The organism is Halopiger djelfimassiliensis (assembly GCF_000455365.1).
Taxonomy (GTDB): Archaea; Halobacteriota; Halobacteria; order Halobacteriales; family Natrialbaceae; genus Halopiger_B; species Halopiger_B djelfimassiliensis.
The window spans coordinates 398,115-420,034 of sequence record NZ_HG315686.1; the positions used below are offsets into that span (position 1 = coordinate 398,115).

A 21,920-nucleotide genomic window follows, 5' to 3' on the forward strand; every position below is an offset into this window, starting at 1 on the left:
AATCCCTCTCGATCGGCACGTCCCGTGTATGGGCGACTCGACGGAAGCGGAACGGACGCTCGGCGTCTGCGTTCACTGTGAGTCGGTGTATGCGATCCGGTCGTGGCCGAACGGGAAAACCCGCCCGATCGGAACGCCACGTAACTGTCCCTGTGGCGAGTGTGAGTTCCGGGTGCTCGAGTGACCGTCGCTGCGTCGCCGGGCGACGTGTCGCCGAGGGCCGCACGAACCCGGTTCGGACTGGCCGAGCGAAGCATTTTCCGACCCAGAAAACACCCTCACACCACTAATACGAGACAGCAGTAAGCACGACGTGGGGGACGACAGGTTCGCGCCCGTACGCCTCGTTGGTCCCCCACTGCCCGATCACCGAACTCGAACGACGATGGCCACACCGACTCCGTTCGCGATTCGAAATCGCGGATTCCGTCGAGTCGTTCGAGGAGCCCTCGCCCACTAGCCGTGGTCTCCCACCACCATCATTTCCCTTTCCGCTTCGCTTCGGCCCCACTGGCAGTCGGCGATCGCCGTCCGGTACCCGTTGTCTTCAATGGTGTCCGTACAACGAGTACATGATCGAAACCAGCCCGAGGAGCCGGCTCACGTTTTCGAAGAACACGATGACGATCTGGGCCGTGTCGGTAAGCGTATTCACCGAGATGTTGACCACGAACGGACACAGCGTGAGCAACAACAGCCCGATCGAGAGATAGAGCATCGACTGCGCGTCGTTGCGCCGATAGCCGCGATAGGCCTGATACGCGATGACGGTCCCAAGCAGCGCGACCAGGAAGAGACTCGCGACGGTCAGCAGTTCGAACATCGTCGCCTCGTCGATGCGGACGACGTTCCGACTCATCGCATCCCCTCCCACATCTTCGTGAATTTGTCCGCGACGTCTTCCTCGCGATACGTGAGTTCGAGGTCGAACGCCCCCTCTTCCAGCGACAACTCGAGGCGGTCCAGATTCGCACTGTAGACGCTGTAGTGGTTACCATCCGGTGCGAGTTCCGTCTCTTCGGTAACGAGTCGACACTCCTCGAGACGATCAAGACGGCGATAGATCGTCGGCAAGGACGCGTCACACCGTTCACTCAATGTACTAGCGGACATGGGTTCGACGCTCGTATGGGTGAGGATTTCCCGCGCGTACTCGTCGTCGAGAACCGAAAGGACGGTCGACAGGTCGGTCTCCTCACTCACTGGTGTCTGTTCGTTTCGGTATTACTATGAAAAACGGCCCGGTTTTTCTGAACGAGAAAACACCTTCCGTCGCCGATGCCGAGCAGTTAAATCCCGCGGTTTGTGCGGCCGGGTACCCGCCCTGCAGTGCCGGAGCCGGAATCCATCAGCGCGTCGAAATCGTAGCCGTCGAACGCTTCGGGGTGAATCGACTCCGTTGCGTAGAGATACAGCGCGGTCTTGACGACGCCGGAGATAACGCCGCTGACGAGCAACGCGGCGACGACGGTCACGAGACCGATCGTGACGATCGCCCCGAACGAGACGGGACCGGGAAGCACGACGGCCGCGACGACGATACTTCCGAGACCGACGATAGTGATCAGTCCCGGAACGATCCCGAGACCGAGCCTCGCACCGGCCGTCTCACCCCACGTCTCCGTAAATACCGACGCGCTCCGGGAGAACATCCCCGTCGGCGACGGCTCCTCGAAGACGATCACGGGGATGACGAAGAAGGTGGCAATCGTCCAGCCGACGCTGAACACCAGCGCCGCGATCCGGGCACCGATCTCCCCGCGGGACTCGAGGAGTCGAATGGCGATTCCGACGACGGCGCTTGCAACCGCCCAGACGAGCAACGGTCCGGAGTGAGACGCCGCGGCGCTGAGTCCGTCACCGATGTGTGGGTCGTTTCCGCGGAACACCTCCCGAACGGAGTAGACGAGTCCGGCGTTGAACAGGGCCGTAATGTACGTCGAGCCGACGTAGACGACGAAGAGGCCGGCTAACTCGAGCCAGCCGAGCGAACCGCCGCTGACGAGCACGAGCGGCCCGAGGAGCGCGAGCACGAACAGCGTGGACGCGATCCCGCTGCAGAGCGGATACACCGCGAGTTTCGGATGCGATCGCAACACGCGGAGACTGGCGACCGAGAGGGCGAATCCGGTCTTGAGGCGGCTACCGATTCCCATAGTCAAACCGTTCTCGTCACCGATAATATATTTATTGTATCGTGTTCGGGGCGAATACATGCCGTTCCGGTCCCGATAGGGAGCGGCCGACTGCCGAGTAGCTGCTCCATAACTAACCCGTCGAGACCGCTTTCGCTCACTGATGTGGCCGTGGGAGCACGCAGTCGTCGGCTATCTCGTCTACTCACTGTGTTGTCGGCTCGTCTATCGGGAGTCGCCGACCGGACTCGAGGCGCTCGTGGTCGGGATCGCCTCGGTGCTCCCGGACGTCGTCGACAAACCGCTTGCGTGGGAGTTCGGCGTCTTCGACGGCGGCTACGCGCTCGCACACTCGGTTTTCGTCGCGGTACCGCTTACCGCCGCCGTCGGTGTTGTCGCCCGGTCTCGAGGCCGGCCGCGGGCCGGCATCGCGTTCGGGATCGGATACCTCCTTCACCCGCCGGCGGACGTCCTCTACAACTACGTCAGTGAGGGACAGGCCTACCCGGAACTGATGCTCTGGCCCGTCGCAACGGTCGATGCGGCGGCTGCATCGCCCGGATTCGCCGACGAGTTCGCCCGGCTGTTCGGACGCTATCAGCGGCAGGTACTGGCCGGGGAGCTGTCGGCGTACATGCGCGTCCAGCTGGCGCTTGCCGTCGGAACGGTCTTGCTGTGGCTCGTCGACGGTGCGCCGGTCCTCCGAGAGTGTCTTCGCGGAAGCAAGCGGCTCCTCGCCGCGATCGCCGGCCGCGACGGTTCTGACCCGCCGACGGGGAACCAGCGGTAGGAACGGGCCGTCGTCATCGACTTCTCCCGGCTCCGAACGTTCCGCTCCCGGATAATGTTGTCATTTACTATCGTATCGGTTCCGATGACAGTGAAACCGTAATGAGCGATACGACTCGACACGAACACCGCTCGAGCGACGGGCGACGGGACCGTCGGCGTCGGAGTGGGCGGTCGGTGCCGGCACCCGACGCCGGCATGTCCGCCGAACCGGCGACCGGTCGAGCCGGCGGCTCGTGCCCCCGGATCGAACCCGCACGCGTTCGGTCCTTTCCCGACGACGCCGAGTTCGCCCTCTGTCTGACACACGACGTCGACCGGCCGTACAAGGGGTTTCGATCCCTGTACTACGCGACACAGGAGCGTCCACGGTACCACCTGCGGACGGCGCTCTCGTCGTCGAACCCGTACTGGCAGTTCGAGGAGATCATGGCACTCGAGGACGAACTGGACGTTCGATCGGCCTTTTACTTCCTGAACGAACAGCACTTGCTGTCCGTTCGCCCGGTCCGTGAGTGGCTCTCACCGTCGAACTGGATCCAGCATCTGGGACGGTACGAGATCACTGACGACGACATCGCGACTGTCGTTCGGGAGCTCGATGCCGGCGGCTGGGAGGTCGGCCTCCACGGCTCGTACCACACGCGGAACGATCCGGGGCGATTACGCGAAGAGAAGGCCGTCCTCGAGGGCGTTCTCGACGGCCCAGTCGTCGGCGGTCGTCAGCACCACCTTCGGCTCGCGGTCCCCGAGACGTGGCGACACCACCGATCGATCGGCCTCGAGTACGACGCCAGCCTCGGCTCGGCGACCGAGTGTGGGTTTCACGCGGGCTACGATCCGCTCCGGCCGTTCGACGACGGGTTCCTCGTGTTCCCCCTGACGATTATGGATCAGGCGCTTCCGGACCCCGGAACCGAGCCGATCGCGGCTCGGCGAACCTGCGAGCGCCTGCTCACGGCGGCGGCGAGAAACGGGGCCGTCATGACGATCCTCTGGCATCCGCGGTTTTTCAACGACCGGGAGTTCCCCGGCTACCGCGATCTCTATCGCTGGCTGATCGAGCGCGCGCTGGACCTCGGTGCATGGGTCGGCGCGCCCGGAACGTTGCACGAAACGATCCGGCAAGAACTGGCGGCTCGAACGCGGCGGGACGAAGCTGCCTTCGATCGATCGGGGGCGGTGACTCACCCCTCGAGCGTGGAACTGCGGGGTGAATCATGAGGCGACGAGCGAAGACGCTGGCGGTCGTCGCCGTCGTCGGACTCCTCGTGGTCGGCAGCTTCGGCGGCGTCACACGGTCAACCGTGAGTTCGGCGACCGGAACGCCGTCGCCGGCGATGCCGCCGCCGTCGGACTCGTACGTGATCGAACAGGGGGAGTTCTGCCAGCCGATCGAACCGCTCTCGACCGGCGAAACGGTCGCGTCGTTCTACGACTATCGGAACCACGAAACCCATCCGGAAGACGTCGATCGACTCTATAGCTCCTACGGGACGTCACACCTGCAGGAAGACGATACGAGCGTCCTGTTCCTTCACGAGGGGACCGACGGGACGAGTCTCGTCATGGTTCACGATCAGGTCGACGGCGACACGAACGGCGGGATGGCCACGTTCGATATCGTCGGTCTCCCCCACGAAGCCGAGTGGGTCGTCGAGGACGACAACTACACAGGCGAGACGAATATGGCCGAGTTCGACAGCGGCGACGGCTGGGCCAGCGCCTCCTGGATCTGGTCGGACGAGCGGACCGACGGCGGTGCCATCCGTGGCGGCTTCAACGACGCGTTCGCCGTGACCGTCCACCCGGCGTTCAACGAGGACGCGGAGTTTCACAACGACGACGACCTGCACGATCCCGACTTCCACGGCGGCGGCGAGATCGAGGACTGGGAGGTCCTGTCCGGGGACGCCGACAACCCCGACCGAACGGAGCTGCCGTCGCTCGACGATCCGGTCACGATCCGCAGCGGGACGTGTGACGGCCCGACCGTGACCCACGACCGGATCGAGGACGGGATCGCGGTTACCGTCGACGGTGCGGACCCGGACGACCACGCCGTCTTGCAGCCACCGACCGGGTCGAGCGAGGGCGTCGCGTTCGACGGGATCGTACTCACCGGTCTCGAGGGCGAGGCGTCGATCACGTTCGAGAACCGCCGGCCGGACGGTTTGCCGGCGTCGCCGGACGGCGTCGACGCCCTTTCGCAGCTGGCGGTGACGGGTGCCCCGTCGCTCGAGGACGGGTCCGCCACCGTCTCGTTCAGCGTCGACGGCGATCGACTCGATGAGCACGGTCTCGAGCCGGACGAGATCGCGCTCTACGAACGGGACCGCAACGGGGACGGCTGGAGCGAAGCGGAAACGACGGTTCGTGACACCGCCGACGGAACGTATCGGTTCGAAGCGACCGTCTCGTCGGTGGACGGGCTGGCGGTCGCGCCCCAGCAACCCGACACGGACGAACGCACGTATCCGGCCCCCGGATTCGGGGTCGGGGGCGTCGTCGGTGCCGCCCTGTTGCTCGTCGGGCTGTGGGCCGTTCGGACACGGCGTGAGTAACGAGCGCCGACCGCAACGCCGTCGGTCCGTTTGCTGTCTGGTCAATCGCTGCCGACGCCGACGGACCCCGCGGGCTCCTGTCTCGAGGGCTGGCCGAACTGGCGAAGCCCCTCGAGTTCGTCGACGTGGCCGCGAACGGACGCGACGTCGACGATCACGTCGGTGAGGTTGACCTTATCCGAGAGGTAGTCGTCGCGTCGCCGTCGCCACTTCTCGTCGCGGTCGTCATCCCGGAGCACCGCCGTCGCCCGCTCGAGAATGGCGTCCGCGGACGCGACGTTGTGGATCAACCCCTGATTCTCGAGTTCGACGAAGTTCCCCATGTCGTCGTCGCCGACGAACGAGTTCGACCGGATCGCCGGCGTCCCGAGGACCGCCGCCTCGGTCACCATCGTCTGCGTGTCGGCGATCAACAGCGCCGCCTCGGAGAGCACGTCGTGCATCAAGGCGGGATGGAGATCGAACGGCCGAGCCGACAGCGTCTCGAGGTCCGCGTCGCCGCCCTCGTCGGAGACGAAGACCGTGACGTCGTCGCCGAGGCGCTCGACGATACGCCGCCGGTCGGCGCTCGAGAGTCCGTGCTTTCCGACGTCGTGTTGCGAGCCGAAGGCGTTGAGCCGGAGGATCGCGTACGGTTCGTCGGGATCGAGCCCGAGCCGATCGCGGATCGACGGATTGGAATCGTAGACCTCCGGATGGAGGTACGCACACTCCTTGAATCCGGGGAAGACGTAGTGCTTCTCGCCCAGATCCTTCCGGAAGGTGTTCGGCGTGAGGACGGCACGGGCGAACGGCGTCGAGATCGTGTGATCGAACGACGCCGGTTCGGAGTCGATCAGCAGGACCGTCGGCGTTCGGATCACTGCGCCGGTGTGTGCCGCGTACCCGCCCATCCCGAAGACGAGGTCCGGGTCGAACCGCCGCGCGTGGCGGATCGCCCGGGCGTAGTGGGCCGGCAACCGGCTCAGCAGCGATCCCTTGGACGTCTCACAGGTGCCGTAGACGGCGTAGGGGAGGTCGTACCACTCGAGCAGATCGACAGTACAGGTGTAATCGCGGGCGAGAACGAGAACGTCGTGGCCGCGCTCGCGGAGCGTCCGGACGGCGTGTTTGTACAGATGGACGTGCGCCGGCGTGTTCGTGAAGAACAGGTATTTCATGCTGAAGACCACCGATTCCTGAACGAGGGTGAAACGATCGATCGGGTTTGTTATCGCCCACGTACCCGACGGGGCCGGCACCGAATCCGGAACCAGCCGACGCCCGCGTTCTCGAGGCGACCGGTAGCGACTCTATAATAATGGGCGATCCGCGCCTGGGTTCCGTAGATGCAGTCGCACGGACTCTCCGAAACCGACGATGGGACCGAACCGGCAGGCGCTCGGCCGTTCGATCGGTACGGCTCCGTTCTCGATTCGACGCTCGCGTACGCCCGTCGACGGGAGTACGTCGGACCGGATTACGGCGACGGACTGAGTAGTCGTCTCCTGCAGGCGCTGCCGGTCGACAACAGGTGGCTCAATCTCGCAGTTCAGGAAACCGTAAAGCGTGCGCCGATCGACGTTCGACCGCTGTTTCGCGTCGAACACAGGCGCAACTACAAGGGCGCAGCGCTGTTTACGATGGCCAACCTGAACTACCACGAGCTAGCGGCTCGGGACGGTGGGGCCGACGCCGCGTTCGATCCGGTCGCGGAGGCCGAACGGCTCGCCGACTGGCTCGTCGACGAGCGGATCAGGGGGTACAGCGGGTTCTGTGGCGGGCATCGGCATCCGATCCAGCATCTCCATACCAAAGGCGTCCCGAGCGATCCGGACATCGTCTCGACCGCCTACGCGGTCAGGGCGCTGTTGCGAGCCGCGGACCTGAACGAGGAGTACGCCGAACTCGCCGGGACCGCACGCTCGTTTCTGATCGAGGACCTGAACTATCGGGAGGTCCCCAACGGTGCCAAGATCGACTACCATATGAACCACCCCGAGGACGCCTACACCATCAACGCGGCCGCCCTCGGGGCCGGGATGCTCGTCGATCTCTACGAGTACTTCGGGGACGATGACCTTCGAACCCGCGCGACGAAGATCCTCGATCACGTCGCCGCCACCCAGACCGAACGCGGCGGCTGGCCCTACCGGCTCCCCGCGTCGGCCTCGCACCTGTCGATGGACAACCACCACAACGGGTTCGTCATCGAAGCGTTCCAGCGATACCGGGACGTCGTGGATGCGGATCGGTACGCGGAGACCCTCGACGACGCGCTCGAGTTCTACCGGACCGAACTGTTCCAGCTGGACGGCGCGCCGAACTTCGACGAAGAGCACGCCTACCCCCGTGACATTCACGCCAGCACGCAGGGGATGCTCGTGTTCACCCGCGAGGGCGACCTCGAGTTCGCCGAGCGCATCCTCCGGTGGGTACTCGCGAACCTGCAGGTCGAGGAGGGCCAGTTCTACTACCGGAAGTACCGCCACCACACGAAACGCGTGACGCTGATGCGGTGGTGTCAGGGCTGGATGGCCTACGCGCTCTCGGAGTTTTTGCGGGCCAGCCTCGCGTCCGATACCGGGGCCGCCGGGTTCGAGGCGGAGTCGAGTCGGGCTTTGGGGTCCGGTCGAGTCCCGGCGGAAACGCGGCCATGAGCCGCCCGAAGCCGTCGAGCGAACCGGAGACGCCGCCGTCCGGCGCGACGGCTGACGGGTCCCGATCCGCGAACGGGGGGCGTGGCGGTCCCGGAACCGACGAGGGGGACGCCGCGCACGGCTCGAGGCGCTCGCGCCGAACCAGCACGTCTTCCGGCCGACGGCCCGGCGAACAGCGCGTGCTGGTCGTGACCGGGCTGTCGCACAAGAACGAGCGCCATTACGGACCGCTGGCGGCCGTCGCCGGGGACACGACGCTCGTCTGTCTCGACCCCGCGTCGGACGTCGACGGGGCACGCGCCGTTCGGGTCCCCGACGTCGGACCGCGACTCCTCCGGCTCGTCCTCCTGTTTTTCGTCGCCCTCTACGAGGGCTACCGGAACGACTACGACGCGGTCGCGTCGATATCGCTGTTCCCGTACGGGTGCTATGCCCTCGCGCTGAAGGCGCTCTACGGCTATCCGGCTCATCTCGGTATCATCGGGATCGACCTCGACCACCACGCCCAGCAGTGGTACGGGCCACTCCCCCGGTGGGCGTTCAGGCGGTTCGACGCCGTTTCCGTCCCCGGTTCCGTCCACGCGACCAGACTCGAGCGGTGTGGCGTTCCGGACGACCGGATCGAACGCCTGACGAACCCGATCGACGTCGAGACGTACCGGCCGCCCGCGGACGGCGACGCCGACACCGACTACGAGTTCGTCTGGGTCGGCCGGTTCAGCGAGGAAAAGGACCCACACCGGTTCGTCGACGCGCTTGCGGAGCTTTCGGCCTCGGGCCGGGAGTTCCGTGCCGTCATGGTCGGCGACGGGCCGCTCCGGCCGGCCGTCGCGGATGAGATCGCTGCCCGCGGGCTGGACGGAGCAGTCGATCTCACCGGCTGGGTCGACGATCCGGCGGCGTACTACCGTCGCTCGTCGGTGTTCGTCCTCACGTCCGGCCGGGACGCGCTGCCGCTCGTCTTGCTCGAGGCAATGGCGAGCCGACTCGCACCCATCGCCCCGCCGATCGGATCGATCCCCGACGTCGTCAGCGACGGCGAGAACGGGATCGTCGTCCGTGACCGCGACCCCGAAACTTTCGCCGCGGCGATGGAACGCTGTCTGGACGAGCCTGCACGCCGGCGCTCGCTCGCGGCGACCGCGACGGAGGTACGCGACGAGTTCTCGATGGAACGGGCGAGCGACGACTGGCGGCGCATTCTCGCGGCGCTAACCGCCTGAGATTCCCATCACCCGTGGTTCGTGTGGCCGGGAACCGACGGGAACACGAAGCTCCGGTGATGCCGGAAAACCGGCCCGATAGGTGCCGAATTACCGACGGGTAGCAACGTGATAACAAAACGGATCGTCACTGCACGGAGAACCACATGGACGTTGAACGACTCACCCTCTCGGAGTGGGACGACGCGCTGCCACACTCCGGGTTCGAAGTGTTCCACGACCCGGATGCGCTTGCCGTCCTCGATGCACACACCGACGCCGACCTCACGCTGTACGGCGCGTACAAGGGCGGACAGGCGGTCGGCCTGCTCCCGGTCTTCGTCGACGAGCGATCGGTCGGGCGGACGGTCTTCTCACCGGCGGTCTCGCTCGGCGTTCCCCGGCTCGGGCCGATCATCTCGCCGAACAGCCCGAAACGCAGGAAGTGGGAACGGATCAACGGCGAACTGGCCGACGCGGTCGTCGACGACCTCGAGATCGGCAAGCGGTCGACGCTGTTCCGGATGACCTGCCCGCTCGGGTACGACGATCCGCGGCCGTACGCCTGGAACGAGTTCACGACGAAACCCCAGTTCACCTACGTCGTCGATCTCACGGACGACGCCGACGTCGAGGACGCCATGGCGGGGTTCAGCAAGAGCCTCCGGAACGAAATGCGTCGGTACGACGAGCTGGACCTCTCGATCGAGACCGAAGGGATCGATGCCGCCCTCCGCGTCTACGACGACGTCGTTTCCCAGTACGAACGGTACGACGACACCGCACCGATGTCGCGCCCGTTCCTCCGGGATCTCCTCTCGAGTCTCGACGACGACCGGTGGCGCGTCTACGTGGCCCGAACGCCGGACGGGACGTACAAGAGCGGCATCATCACGCTCTTTTCGACCGATCTCGCCTACTACTGGCAGGGGGGAGTCACCGCCTCCTACGAGAACGTCAGCGTCAACAACCTCCTCCATCGGGTCATTCTGGAGGACCTCGTCACAGATCCCGCGCTCGAGTCGGTGACGGGGTACGACCTCGTCGGAGCCAACACCGAGCGGCTCTGTGAGTACAAGGGGAAGTTCAACGGGGATCTCCGACCGTACTACGTGGTCGAGTCCTCGGGGTTCGAAATGACGCTCGCAAAGTCGGTCTATAGTACGGTGAGCGGATCGTTGAAGTGACGGTCCCGGGTCCCGATCGTCGGTCGTCGACCGCGGTCGAAGACTACTCCCGCGCGTCGTACTCGACGTCGACGCGTGCGTTACCGTTCAGCCAGAAGTCGACGATGTCGCCGCTGAACCAGTAGGTGTCCGTCGAGTTCCGGACGGTGCCTTCGATTTCGTTGCCGTCGATGATATCGTCGTCGTCGATCGAGGCGTCCCGGTAGGTCGATTTCTCGATCGATCCGGAAACCTTGAACGAGTACGAAACCGGCTCGTCCGACTCCGTCCCGTCGATTACGATCGCGTGCGACGGACGATCCTCCCGGTCGTCCTCGCCGCTCGTCGCCTCGATGACTTCCTCGGCGGTCATCTCCTCGCCGTCGAGTTCGATCCACATCGCGTCCGGCTGGTCGAGATCGATGGCCGTCACGGGACCGTCGACGCGGAAGGCGTCGCCGTAGCCGCCGCCAGTTGCTCCGCCGGCACGGTACGTGCCGTTGTCCGACTCGATGTAATCGTTCGACGAGCTGCCCTCGATGGAGCCGCCCGACGGGCTCTCGTAGGGTGCCGTCGCGAACTCGACCGGTCCCTCGGCCGTGAACTCGTACTCCGCCAGTCGAGCGTCGGACTCCGTTACGAACGCGAGGAGATTGCTCGTGTCCTCGGCGTCGTCGTCCTGCTGGTCGTCTTCCTCTTCGGCCGTCGCTTCGATGACTTCCTCGACGGTCATCTCCTCGCCGTCGAGTTCGATCCACATCGCGTCCGGCTGGTCGAGATCGATGGCCGTCACGGGGCCGTCGACGTGGAAAGCGTCGCCGTAGCCGCCGCCGGTCGCCCCGCCGGCACGGTACGTGCCGTTGTCCGACTCGATGTAGTCGTTCGACGAGCTGCCCTCGATGGAGCCGCCCGATGGGCTTTCGTAGGGTGCCGTCGCGAACTCGACCGGTCCCTCGGCCGTGAACTCGTACTCCGCCAGTCGAGCGTCGGACTCCGTTACGAACGCGAGGAGGTGGGCATCCTCCGATACCTCCCCGTCGTCATCGGTTCCGTCGTCCTCGTCACCGTTGGTTGGCGGCGACGGATCGGCACTCGAGGTCCCCGCGGCGGCCTCCTCGGGCGTCAGCGGGACGCCCTCGACTTGGTCCGGCTTCGTGCGCGGCGTCCTGTCGGCCGAACTGCCGACGACGCGACCGTTGGAGCCGTGTTTTCCGGTCGTTTCGAAGTACGTGTTCCGCGCGGTGACCGTCGCCGCGTGGTCCCAGTAACTGTCGCTGACGACGATGTCGCCGTGCTGGCTCGAGTCGCTCAGGTCGCAGTCGACGACCGCCGTGTCGTGGTAGAAGCCCCAGTAGTTCCGGGTACAGTTCGTCACGACGCAGTTCTCGAGGCGGGAGCCGTCCGATCCGAGCCGAAAGCCCGCGGGGGCACAGTCCGCCGCGTACGAGTTTCGGATGATGACTTCCCCGCCACCGCCGCCACCGCTCGGGTGGCTGGACAGGTCGCCGGGGGACGAGCCGTAGACGCCGTTGTCGGAGAACCCCTGCAGGTTCATGTTCTCCATGATCAGCGTCCCCGCGTGGCTGTTCGCGACGTAACAGCCGGTCGCCGCGCCGCCGTAGGTTCGCTGGCTGTCGAACGGGGCGGTGCCGTCGGCCCAGTAGAAGTTCTCGACGACGCCGGTCCCGCCCGCGGTAACGTTGACGATGAACGGCTCTTCCTTGGTATCGTCGTCCCAAGTCCCGCGGATGCCGATGTTACGGACCGCCCAGTCGCTGCCGTTGGCCCGGATGTAGAACTTGGCGTTGTGTGCGGAGATGTCGATCAGCAGGTTCTCGAGCGTTTCCCCGCTGCCGACGGTGTAGGTAACGGACTGGTTCGCGCCGACGACGACCTCTTCGTAGTCGCCGCTCTGTGCAGCCGCGCCCATACTGGCGGCGATCGTGGCTCCGACCCCCGCGACGCCTTTGAGATACGTCCGCCGGTCGAACAGTTGGTCCCGGCGTGTCTCGCTCCCGGTGTCTCGTTCGGTCATGCGATTCAGTCCTTCCTGACTTACTTCCGAGTAAGATTGTATTAACCAGTGCTAGCTTTATGATCACCCGAACGTGACGGTATCGAGCCGATGACTGTCACCGGGGATGGAGTAACGAGGGGCGGAAATTACCGACCGATCACGAACGCCGATCGAGCGTGTTTTTCGCTTTCGGCCATCGGGGGCTCGCCGATCACGGGTCGGCGGGATAAACGCGAGCATAGTAAAGGACTCCGTCGGGGTTACAGCCCACAATGCGCGTGAAATCGATCGGACGGCGGCTCGGCGAACGGGGCTTTCCCTACGCGACCAAAGTAGCCGGGCTGAACTGCGCCCGGATCACACGGACGGAACTGTACGATCGGGCCGCGAGAAACGGCTCCCTGATCGACTACGGCGAGTTCGAATCGGTGACGGTCCCCGAACCCGACGCCTTCGTGGACGAACTCCCCGAGATGAACCGCTGGATCGGCACCCATACGATATCGAAACCGTTCGTCGGCGTCCTCTCCGACGTCCGACTCGTCGGCTCGCCCCCGCTGGCGTTTTCCGGGTCGAAGTACGTCGCGGACGCGTCGGTGAGCCGTAACGTCCAGACGCTGAACGTCATCAACTCGGCCCGTGAAACGCCGAAACGAATCCTCTCGGGAAACGGCAGGGGAGAGCGACTCGAGGAAGCGGTGCTCCTGCACCACAGCTGGGTCGACGGCTACTTTCACTGGGTCGCGGAAACCTTGACCCGGCTGGAGGGGGTCGAACGGTACGCGGCCGAGACCGGCCGCCGACCGACGCTGATCGTCGGCCCGGAGCTCACCTCGTTCCAGCGCGAATCGCTGGCGCTGCTTGGCTACGAACGCGAGGACCTTCGCAACTGGCAAACCGCCCACTGTACGGTCGATCGGCTCGTGGTGCCGTCGATGCGCCGGGAGATCGATCCGCCCAACCCGTCCCCGTTCTCCCACCGCTGGCTGCGAACGCGGCTTCGAGAGACGGCCCTCCGTGAGGCCGACACGTCGCGGTTTTCGGAGCGGGTGTACATCAGCCGCGGCGACGCGGCGAGCCGACGGGTCGTCAACGAGCCCGAAGTCGAGGCCCGACTCGAGTCCTATGGGTTCGACTCCTACCGGCTCGCGGAGATGAGTGTACAGGAAACGATCGCCCTGTTCGCGCAGGCGGACTGTCTCGTCGCCCCCCACGGAGCCGGGCTGACGGACCTGATCTACACCGACGACGCGGCGGTCCTCGAGTTCATGCCGCGTGACAGGGTCAACGGCGTCTACTTCATGCTCTCGAAACAGGTCGGCGACTGGTACGGCTACCTCGCGTGTGACCGGCCCGGCGTCGATCTGGTCGTCGACGTCGACGACCTCGAGTCGATGCTCGAGGCCGCGCTCGACCGGGAGCGGCCCGGCCGGATCGCCTAGCGGGGTCAGTTCGTCGAAATCGAATCCAACTGTTCGCCGGACTCGGGCATCCAGCGGCGAACGAAGGGGATCGACACGCCGAGTTTCTCCTCGACGAGATCGACCACGACGGCGTCGTCCGGCTCGAGCCCGCCCGTGAGGGCGACGACGACGAGCGAGATGACGCCGACCGCGAGCAAAAGCGGGACGAGGGTCACGGCGGTGATCGAAACCCACGACGAACAGCCGACAGCAAGCGGGAGCAACACGGCCGGCAGGGAGACGTAACACCGGAGCGCAGCCCCCGAAACCGGAGTGATGTCGTACTCGAGCGCGAGGACGCCACAGATGATCGTGTGGACGATCACCATCGAGGAGACCGACGCGATTCCGGCCCCGAGGAACCCGTAGCGCGGGATGAGTGCGAGGTTGATACCCACGTTTGCGAGGAGTCCGGCGACGTTACCCACGGCGATCCAGGTGGTCGCTCCGACCGCGGAGAGGGTTTCGCGGTCCCGGCCGGCGACGACGCTCAGGAAGAACCCGGCCGCGAGAATCGGAAGGACCGACGCCGCGTCCGCGTACGACGAGCCGAAAAAGAGCGAGACCATGTCCGCGGGAAAGACGACGAGCAGGAGAAAGAGGGGGAACGTCACGATGTACACCCACTTCGTCGACGTCGCGTAGATGTCGTCGATGGCATCCCGTTCGCCCGCCGCGTCGAGCCGCGAGGCGATCGGCAGGTAGAGAAAGCCGAACGCGGAGAGGACGACGGTCAGACCGGTCGCGAGCGGATACGCCGCGTTGTAGAGCCCGACCTCGTACGAGCTGCGGAAGTACCCGAGCATCAGGGTGTCGGTCTGGATGAGCAAGACGCCGATGACGGTCGAGACGACCAGCGGCAACGAAAAGGAGAGCAATTCCCGTACGTGCGTGGTGTACCGGCCCCGGAGCGGCATGAGACGGCCGAGAAGGACCAGCGAAACGACGAACGAAAGCGCCGCAGCGAGGAGGTAGGCGGCCCCCGCCGCGACGATGTCCATGCCGGCGAGTAACAACAGCGCGATCAGTACGATCCGCAGGAACGGATCGAGGAAGTTCTGGATGACCGTTCGATAGACCGTATTCTCGTAGCCCCGAACCGCGGCGATGGCGATCCGAAACCCGGCGGTAAACGGAAGCGCGGCCGCGAGCAATCGCAGGAACGGGATCGCCGCCTCGGTTTCGAACAGGTGCGTGGCGATCGGTTCGGCACAGACGAACAGCACGCCGCCCAGCCCCACCGCGAGGACGACCGCGACGAGCAGGCCGCTCACCCAGACACCCCGTCGATCCGCGACGGTCTCGTACCGCGGAATGTACCGGGAGACGCCCTGCGGACAGCCGGCCAGCGCGACCGTCAGCGTAAACATCAACAGCGCGAGCCCGACGCTTACCTCGCCGTAGGCATCGGGCGAGAGCAACCGGCCGATCACGATCCGCTCGCCAAGGTTCGCCGCCGTACTTACGACCCCCCCGACCATGACCAGCGCTGCGCTTGAAAGCAGCGCCGACAGCTCGTGCTCTCGGTCGACCATCAGCGATCCCCGGCGCGATCACCGGGCCGAACGGGACCCAGCGCGGACTCGAGGGCGGACGCGTTCGCCAAGCTGGGTGCTGATCCGGGACTGGCAATTCCTCTCCACGTCGGGCGTAAACGAGCCGTTCGAAGGGCTGGAACGCCGTTCAGTCGACACATCGAATCGAAAAACCGAACGTGGCGGTTTTGTTATCACGCGACTTCGGCCGGGTAACGGTCCCGTTCCGAAGTCGCGGTCGATCGCGGTCGACGCGAAGACAGCGGCCGGCCCCGGATCGAGGTGGGTTCACGCCGCCGTGTCGGCGTGGACGTAGTACAGTTCGAACTCGCCGTTCGACTGGATCCGGTCCACGCCCGGCTGGGTCCGGATGGACTCGAAGTCGTGGTCGCCGTACCGCAGCCCGCGATAGGCGATCAGCTCCCGTTCGTAATCGGCCCGGGTCAGCGCGAGATAGCGATCCTCGTCGTACTGGCCGGCGAGTCCGTCGGCGATTGCCTCGTCGGACAGGTCCCCGTGAAGTCGCATTCGATCTTCGGTCCCGTGAATGGCGTCGTGGTTCCGGTTCGGCCCGTTTCGAAGGCCGAGGAACCTGTATTCCTCGTTTCCGGAGTCGAACGCGGTTTCGTAGCCGTGCAGTTGCTGGTCGGTGACGTGTGGCGACGCGTTGTAGGTGTACGGCGAGGGGAAGACGGCGGCAAGCGACAGGAGCACCAAAAGGGCGAACCCGACCGCAAGCGCCGGGTGGCCGGCTCGAGCGACGGAGCCGTCCGGAGTGTGTGATGTCCCCGCCGCAAGCCGATGGACCGCAACCGCGCCGAGAATCGTCACGAACACCATGACCAGCCCGAACACGCGAAAGTGCATCATCGACCCCGGGGCGACGAAATAGACGACGAACAGGACCCCGAGTCCGCACAGCCCGACGACGAAGTAAGCCGTTTCGGGACGGACGCCGTCGAACCGGGGCCACCGTCGCCACACGCCGACGACGAGCACGCCGACGAGGACGGTACCCACGAGCTGTGGAAAGAAGAGTTTGAAGAAGATTTCCGTCAGGCTCCCGCCGATAGCCGCCAGCGACGCCCCTTGCATCGCGACGGTATCGCCCGCGCGGCCGCCGGTTCCGAGAAGGAACTCCATCGCGGAGCCGAGAAAGAACCCGACGACGTCGACGACGAACCCGTGGTTGGAGATCCAGGCGAGGAAGACGGCCCCCAGAAACGCCGTCTGGCCGTACAGCGGCGTCTGCTCGCCGATCCGGCCGCCGCGGACGAGGTGTCGGCCCAGAAACTGTACGAGACAGATCCCCAGAAACACCACGAGCACGTGAGCCACGAGCTGTGGGTGATAGACGACGGCACCGGCCGACGCGACCGCGAACGCGATGCCGACCGCGGAAAGCGTCGCCGCCTCCCGGTCCGTCCGGAGATACTTCGTCAACAGGTACACGAGGACCGTCGAAAACAACACCGCCTGCGACATCGCGTGAGCCTCCATGTACATCGATATCGTCGTGATCGGCAACAGCAAAAACGCCACAAACGCAGCGGTTGCAGCCGCGCCCCGTTCGGGAACGATCGTGGTCACACACAGCGGTACGAACACGCAAAACACCAGCACGGCAAGGAAGACGACGAGAAGCATCGCCCTCGAGAGCGGAATTCCGAGCGCCGCGTTGACGAACACCGTCGTCGTGTGAATACCGGGGTAGTACAGGTCGAACGGAACGATGGTCCCGTCGGCGATAGCTCTGGCCCAGCCGAGATGGGTTAACGCGTCGTGGTGGCCGTAAAAACGGTAGCCGCGGATGATCGGGAGACCGGTGAAGACGGCCATCACCAGTCCGCCGAGTACGAGCGCAAGCGGGCGGCTTCCGTGGCTCCCCGCGGTCGGGACGAAGACGACCGCGAGTGCGACGCTCAGGGCGACCAACAGCCCGGCCCAGACCAGCGGCGGCGTCATCGTGTACACCGAAAGTTCGTACCCGGTGGCCGGGTTGGCATGTGCCACGAGCGCGCTGGTCCCGACCGCGAGGAATCCGATGGCCAGCGCCAGCTTCCGGAACGGATCGTCGCCGGGTGACTCCGTTGACATTCGACTGGCGTGACGTTCGCCCATTTCGGGCCTTGTTATTCGCCGGTTGCCGTCCGGAAGTCGGCTGATACCGCCGTTACTCGTCCCCGCCGTCCTCGGTCAGGTCGACCCAGACGTAGGCGTATCGGTACGCGTTGTCGGTGGTCGCCGTCTCCGGGACGCCGTCCTCGTACAGCAAAACGGTAATCCGAACGGTGCCGCTCTCGGCTTCCGGCGTCACCGACCGGTCGGTATAGCTGGTCTCCCCGTCATCGACGCGCTCGTCGAACCGCGCCAGTTCCGTTCGCTCGTGGACCTCACCCCCGTCGAGCCACTGCTCTTGGACGACGATCGTATACGCCGCGTCCTCCCCCTCCCGGTTCTCGAGGGCGATCGTCAGCGGGACCGAGTCGCCGGGTTCGATCGCGTCGGGATAGCCGTCCGCGACCGGTTCGCCGGACTCGTTCTCCGTCAGCAACTGGACCGACGTGTACTGCTCGCCCTGCTGTGGCGAGACGAGCGCGTACCCGACGCTCGAGAACGCGAGACACAGACTGACGACGAGGACGACGTTGACGGTCGCGTGGACCACGGAGTCGGTTCCGAACATCGCCGACCGGACGGCTCCCAGTTTTCGACCGAGGTGGAGCCGATACCGCTCCTCGGGGGGGATTCGGACCCGTCTGATCGCGGCGACGACGGTCCCGATCAGCGTGACAGCGCTTACGGTCCCGACGACGACGGTGCCGGTAAACGCAAGCGACAATGTACCGATGAGCAAGCCGAGAAGCGGCAGTACGGCGACGCTCAGCCCGAACGACAGCGCCACACGCTCGAGGTCGGTCACCGACACCGTCTGTCCGATCACGGCGTTTGACTCCGACGCCTCGATCGCAGCGGCGCGTGGAAACAGGGTCGCGACCGTCGCGTACCCGGGAGCGAGAAACAACAGCGGCACGCCGATCGCCGCTCGCACGACCCGTGAGACGGGGTCGACGACAGTCAAGAGGGCCGCGGCGATGGCGACGAACCCGGCAACGCCGACCAGATCGATCGGGAGTCGCGCAAAGAGGTGTCTGGTTCCCCGGCCGGCGACGACGAACGGCCGGCACGTTCGGAGCAGGAGCTTCTTCATTGATCGGGATTTCGATCGGCTCAGCCATTGTTACTGGTCGCATAACCGATCGCCGGTGACGGCCCGTCCGCGCTCGCTGTTCCCGTCCGGTGGCGACGTGTCCCCGGCGTCTCCGGAGTGACGACGGGCGGATCGCCGCCGCGTGCCTCGAGGGCGACGCGCCGGGACGCGTCGACCGGACTCGGCATCCGTTGCCGGGACCGATCCGACCGGAAACGAGTCGCTTACAAAGGTATCAGCGAGGGTGCCATCCAGTATGAGCCACGGACCGACCGACCGACGTCTCGCCGAGCGAGCGTCTCGATTGGCCGCTCGAGGGGGTGCAGTCGAATGAGCGTCGACGTTCGCCTCGCGACCGACGACGACCGCGACCGCTGGAACGACTACGTCGAGCAGTCGCCGCAGGGAACGCTCTGTCACGAACTCGAGGCGCTTCGCGTTCAGGCAGACCACGCCGACGCGACGCTCCATCCGCTGGTCGGGTTCAAGGGGCAGGAGCCGGTCGGGATCTTCCCCGTTTTCGAGATCGACAAACGCATCGTGACGACGGTCTTTTCGCCCCCGCCACGGCTCCGCGTGCCGTATCTCGGCCCGGCGTTTCTGAACATGGCCAAACTGAAACAGCGAAAGCGCGAGCGGCGACGACAGCGGTTCATGGACGGCTGCTTCGAGTGGATCGAGTCCGAACTGTGCCCGAAGTACGGCCACGTCAGGACGTCGACTGCCGTGACGGACTCGCGCCCGTTCAAGTGGAACGCGTACGACGCGACGCCGAAGTACACCTACGCCGTCGATCTCACGCCCCCGGCGGACGATCTCCTGCTGACGTTCAGCAGCGACGCGCGACGTAATATCACCACCACCGACGACGACGCATACGAGATCGACGTCGGCGACGAAGCGGCGATCCGGTCGATACACGAGCAGGTCAGGAGCCGCTACGAGTCCCAGGGGATCGACTTCGACGTCCCCGTGGAGTTCGTCCTCGATCTCGCCGACCGATCGCAGAACGGCCACGTCCGACCCTACACGCTGTCGGTCGACGGCGAGTTCGTCGGCGGCATCCTCGCGCTCGAGTACGGCGACACGACGGGCCGGTGGATGGGCGGCGTCCGGCCCGACGCGGACGTCGACGTGCCGACGAACGACTTGCTCGACTGGGCGATCATGGAAGACGGCCTCGAGCGAGGGATCGAGACGTACGATCTCGTCGGCGCTGACACGCGCCGGATCAACCGGTACAAGGCGAAGTTCAACCCCGAGTTGCGGACGTACTACGGCCTCGAGTACGGGAGCTGGGGAATGCGGGCGGTCGCGTCGGTGTACGATTCCGTCAAGTGATCGCCGGCCGCCGATCGAGGACGCGCAACTGCCGGGTTTCGTTGCGACCGCCAAATCCCGGTACGGGGTTGTTTATCAGGTTTGGCGAGGGGTCGTGACGGGCGTCGGCTCCGAAACGGGCGGAGTTCGAGTCGGTCGTCGGACTCCCCGGCGATAATCTCGTCCATAACGAAGGGTCGACACGACGGAGCCGTCCCCGATGAACGATGGATCTTCCCTCCGGACGCTGCTCGTCGGCATCGATGCCGCCTGTCATCGGGTGCTGAATCCGATGTTCGAAGACGACACGTTGCCGACGCTGGAACGGATCTACGAGGGCGGGGCCAGCGGGCCGCTCGAGTCCCAGATCCCGCCGTGGACGGCCTCGGCGTGGCCGTCGCTGTACACCGGGATGAACCCAGGAAAGCACGGCGTCTTCGGGTTTCTCTCGTTCGACGGCTACGACTGGGACGTGGTCAACGCGACCGACGTCCGAGAGCGGACGCTGTGGGAACTGCTCGACCGGCACGGGATCACGAGCGTCGTCGTCAACGTCCCCGTCACGCATCCACCCCGGGAGTTCGACGGGGCGTTGATTCCGGGCTATACCGCGCCGGAAGACCCCGACTGCCACCCCGACGGGCTGCTCGACGAGATCCGTGAGGCGATCGAGGCGTATCGCGTCTATCCCGACGAGGACGCGCCCGACCGCGCAAGCGCGTACAGCGACTGCGTTCGCATGCGCGGCGAGGCGTTTCGCTACCTCGTAGACCGGTTCGATCCCGAGTTCGGGTTCGTCCAGTTCCAGGCGACGGACTCGATCTTCCACGAGCAGCCGGACGACGACGCGGCGATCCGCTCGATCTATCGGGCGGTCGATCGACAACTCGAGGCGATCCTCGCGGCCCACAAGCCGGCGACCGTGATCGTCGCCAGCGACCACGGCATGGGACCGTACGACGGCACGGAGTTCCGGATCAACGAGTACCTCCGCAGGGAGGGCCTCGTCGAGACCGCGCGGGGCGGACGGGGGATGCCCACCTGGGCGACGGTTCGCGACGACTCGCTCAAGCAGGGCGAGGACGCCGGCCGACATGCTCCCGGCGTCGCCGAACGAGCCATGGCGATCGCCGCGCGGACCGGCCTCACGAGCCAGCGGATCGGGGCCGTCCTCGAGCGCCTTGGCCTCGACGAGTTCGTCGCAAGCTACGCGCCGACCGGGCTCGTCAACGCCGGAACGACGCAGGTCGACTTCCCGGACTCGACGGCCTACGTTCGATCGCGGATCGAACTGGGCGTTCGTATCAACCTCGAAGGACGCGAACCCGACGGCGTCGTTTCGCCGGACGACTACGAGGCGGTCCGGACCCGGATCATCGACGCTCTGCGATCGGTGCAAACGCCCGACGGGAACCCGGTGTTCGAGGCCGTTCGGCCCCGAGAGGAGTACTTCCACGGCCCGGAAAGCCACCGCGCCGTCGACGTCGTGACCGTTCCGGCGTCGTTCGATCACTTCCTGTCGGCGACGCTGCGAGCCGACCAGTTCGGACCGCCGAGCGAACCGTGGAACCACAAACTCGAGGGGACCGTCGCGGTCCACGGCGCGGGCGTCGATCCCGACGCCGGCGTCGGCTCCGCCCACCTCTTCGACGTCGCACCCACCGTCCTGTCGACGCTCGACGTGCCGATCGACGAGCGGATGGACGGCACGGCTCTCCCCTGCGTCGACGCCACGGGCGGACGGGAGTATCCTCGACTCGACGCCGGCCGCGCAGTCGAGACGGCGGACGACGCCGTCGAGAAACGGCTTGCGGATCTGGGGTATCTCGAGTAACGTCGAACGGGCGTTCGGAACGCGGGGGCCGGCTCGGCCAAGCGG

19 protein-coding genes are annotated in these 21,920 nt (G+C 65.8%); 10 read left to right on the plus strand and 9 right to left on the minus strand.

Going from position 1 to position 21,920, the window contains the following annotated elements; all coding sequences use genetic code 11:
* Nucleotides 1-28 precede the first annotated feature (28 nt).
* Entirely contained in the window at nt 29-184 is a 156-nt protein-coding gene (locus TX80_RS19485) for a hypothetical protein (protein ID WP_195893080.1), read from the plus strand.
* 363 nt (nt 185-547) lie between these two features.
* On the opposite strand, the gene TX80_RS13025 is transcribed toward TX80_RS19485, so the two are convergent.
* The 3 genes from TX80_RS13025 to TX80_RS13035 all read right to left on the minus strand — a co-directional run bounded on the left by TX80_RS13025 (nt 548) and on the right by TX80_RS13035 (nt 2,156).
* Complete coding sequence (locus TX80_RS13025; protein WP_049923556.1) at nt 548-859, minus strand: DUF7521 family protein; 312 nt, start codon at nt 857-859, stop codon at nt 548-550.
* A complete protein-coding gene (locus TX80_RS13030) occupies nt 856-1,203 on the minus strand; it encodes an ArsR/SmtB family transcription factor (protein WP_049923557.1) in 348 nt (115 codons plus the stop codon). Before TX80_RS13030 ends, TX80_RS13025 begins: the two co-directional genes overlap by 4 nt.
* Before the next feature lie 86 nt (nt 1,204-1,289).
* Nucleotides 1,290-2,156 carry a DUF6159 family protein gene (locus TX80_RS13035; protein WP_049923558.1) on the minus strand — a complete coding sequence of 289 codons (867 nt, stop codon included), beginning with the start codon at nt 2,154-2,156 and terminating at the stop codon, nt 1,290-1,292.
* Between the two features lie 142 nt (nt 2,157-2,298).
* On the opposite strand from TX80_RS13035, the gene TX80_RS13040 reads away from it, so the two are divergent.
* The 3 genes from TX80_RS13040 to TX80_RS13050 all read left to right on the plus strand — a co-directional run bounded on the left by TX80_RS13040 (nt 2,299) and on the right by TX80_RS13050 (nt 5,488).
* Complete coding sequence (locus TX80_RS13040; RefSeq protein ID WP_049923559.1) at nt 2,299-2,925, plus strand: metal-dependent hydrolase; 627 nt, start codon at nt 2,299-2,301, stop codon at nt 2,923-2,925.
* 197 nt (nt 2,926-3,122) lie between these two features.
* Nucleotides 3,123-4,148, plus strand: a complete 1,026-nt coding sequence (locus tag TX80_RS13045) for a polysaccharide deacetylase family protein (RefSeq protein WP_230198754.1) — start codon at nt 3,123-3,125, stop codon at nt 4,146-4,148.
* The gene (locus tag TX80_RS13050) at nt 4,145-5,488 is read left to right on the plus strand and encodes a hypothetical protein (protein ID WP_049923560.1); all 1,344 of its coding nucleotides are present in this window, start codon (nt 4,145-4,147) and stop codon (nt 5,486-5,488) included. The genes TX80_RS13045 and TX80_RS13050 overlap by 4 nt, the downstream gene beginning before the upstream one ends.
* A 41-nt stretch (nt 5,489-5,529) precedes the next feature.
* Here the strand turns inward: TX80_RS13050 and TX80_RS13055 are convergent, their stop codons facing one another.
* Nucleotides 5,530-6,648 carry a DUF354 domain-containing protein gene (locus TX80_RS13055; RefSeq protein WP_049923561.1) on the minus strand — a complete coding sequence of 373 codons (1,119 nt, stop codon included), beginning with the start codon at nt 6,646-6,648 and terminating at the stop codon, nt 5,530-5,532.
* Nucleotides 6,649-6,816: 168 nt separating this feature from the next.
* On the opposite strand from TX80_RS13055, the gene TX80_RS13060 reads away from it, so the two are divergent.
* The 3 genes from TX80_RS13060 (at nt 6,817) to TX80_RS13070 (ending at nt 10,516) form a co-directional block, all read left to right on the plus strand.
* A complete protein-coding gene (locus TX80_RS13060) occupies nt 6,817-8,127 on the plus strand; it encodes an antibiotic ABC transporter permease (protein ID WP_049923562.1) in 1,311 nt (436 codons plus the stop codon).
* The gene (locus tag TX80_RS13065) at nt 8,124-9,350 is read left to right on the plus strand and encodes a glycosyltransferase family 4 protein (protein ID WP_049923563.1); all 1,227 of its coding nucleotides are present in this window, start codon (nt 8,124-8,126) and stop codon (nt 9,348-9,350) included. Before TX80_RS13060 ends, TX80_RS13065 begins: the two co-directional genes overlap by 4 nt.
* Nucleotides 9,351-9,496: 146 nt before the next feature.
* Nucleotides 9,497-10,516, plus strand: coding sequence for a GNAT family N-acetyltransferase (locus TX80_RS13070; RefSeq protein WP_049923564.1), 1,020 nt, complete (start codon nt 9,497-9,499; stop codon nt 10,514-10,516).
* A 43-nt stretch (nt 10,517-10,559) separates the two neighbouring features.
* Here the strand turns inward: TX80_RS13070 and TX80_RS13075 are convergent, their stop codons facing one another.
* Entirely contained in the window at nt 10,560-12,530 is a 1,971-nt protein-coding gene (locus TX80_RS13075; RefSeq protein ID WP_049923565.1) for a hypothetical protein, read from the minus strand.
* A 254-nt stretch (nt 12,531-12,784) separates the two neighbouring features.
* Between TX80_RS13075 and TX80_RS13080 the strand changes: the two genes are divergently transcribed.
* On the plus strand, nt 12,785-13,954 hold the full coding sequence (locus tag TX80_RS13080) for a glycosyltransferase family 61 protein (protein WP_049923566.1): 1,170 nt from the start codon (nt 12,785-12,787) through the stop codon (nt 13,952-13,954).
* A gap of 5 nt (nt 13,955-13,959) precedes the next feature.
* Here the strand turns inward: TX80_RS13080 and TX80_RS13085 are convergent, their stop codons facing one another.
* The 4 genes from TX80_RS13085 to TX80_RS19045 all read right to left on the minus strand — a co-directional run bounded on the left by TX80_RS13085 (nt 13,960) and on the right by TX80_RS19045 (nt 18,909).
* Nucleotides 13,960-15,510 carry a flippase gene (locus tag TX80_RS13085; protein WP_049923567.1) on the minus strand — a complete coding sequence of 517 codons (1,551 nt, stop codon included), beginning with the start codon at nt 15,508-15,510 and terminating at the stop codon, nt 13,960-13,962.
* A gap of 288 nt (nt 15,511-15,798) precedes the next feature.
* Nucleotides 15,799-17,607 carry a hypothetical protein gene (locus TX80_RS13095; RefSeq protein ID WP_049923569.1) on the minus strand — a complete coding sequence of 603 codons (1,809 nt, stop codon included), beginning with the start codon at nt 17,605-17,607 and terminating at the stop codon, nt 15,799-15,801.
* Between the two features lie 76 nt (nt 17,608-17,683).
* On the minus strand, nt 17,684-18,721 hold the full coding sequence (locus TX80_RS13100) for a DUF1616 domain-containing protein (RefSeq protein WP_049923570.1): 1,038 nt from the start codon (nt 18,719-18,721) through the stop codon (nt 17,684-17,686).
* Between the two features lie 20 nt (nt 18,722-18,741).
* Complete coding sequence (locus TX80_RS19045) at nt 18,742-18,909, minus strand: hypothetical protein (protein ID WP_154658647.1); 168 nt, start codon at nt 18,907-18,909, stop codon at nt 18,742-18,744.
* Nucleotides 18,910-19,051: 142 nt separating this feature from the next.
* Here TX80_RS19045 and TX80_RS13105 point away from each other — a divergent pair, with 142 nt between their 5' ends.
* Both TX80_RS13105 and TX80_RS13110 read left to right on the plus strand, forming a co-directional pair.
* A complete protein-coding gene (locus TX80_RS13105; protein WP_049923571.1) occupies nt 19,052-20,062 on the plus strand; it encodes a GNAT family N-acetyltransferase in 1,011 nt (336 codons plus the stop codon).
* A gap of 199 nt (nt 20,063-20,261) precedes the next feature.
* Nucleotides 20,262-21,875, plus strand: a complete 1,614-nt coding sequence (locus TX80_RS13110; RefSeq protein WP_049923572.1) for an alkaline phosphatase family protein — start codon at nt 20,262-20,264, stop codon at nt 21,873-21,875.
* Nucleotides 21,876-21,920: the final 45 nt, after the last annotated feature.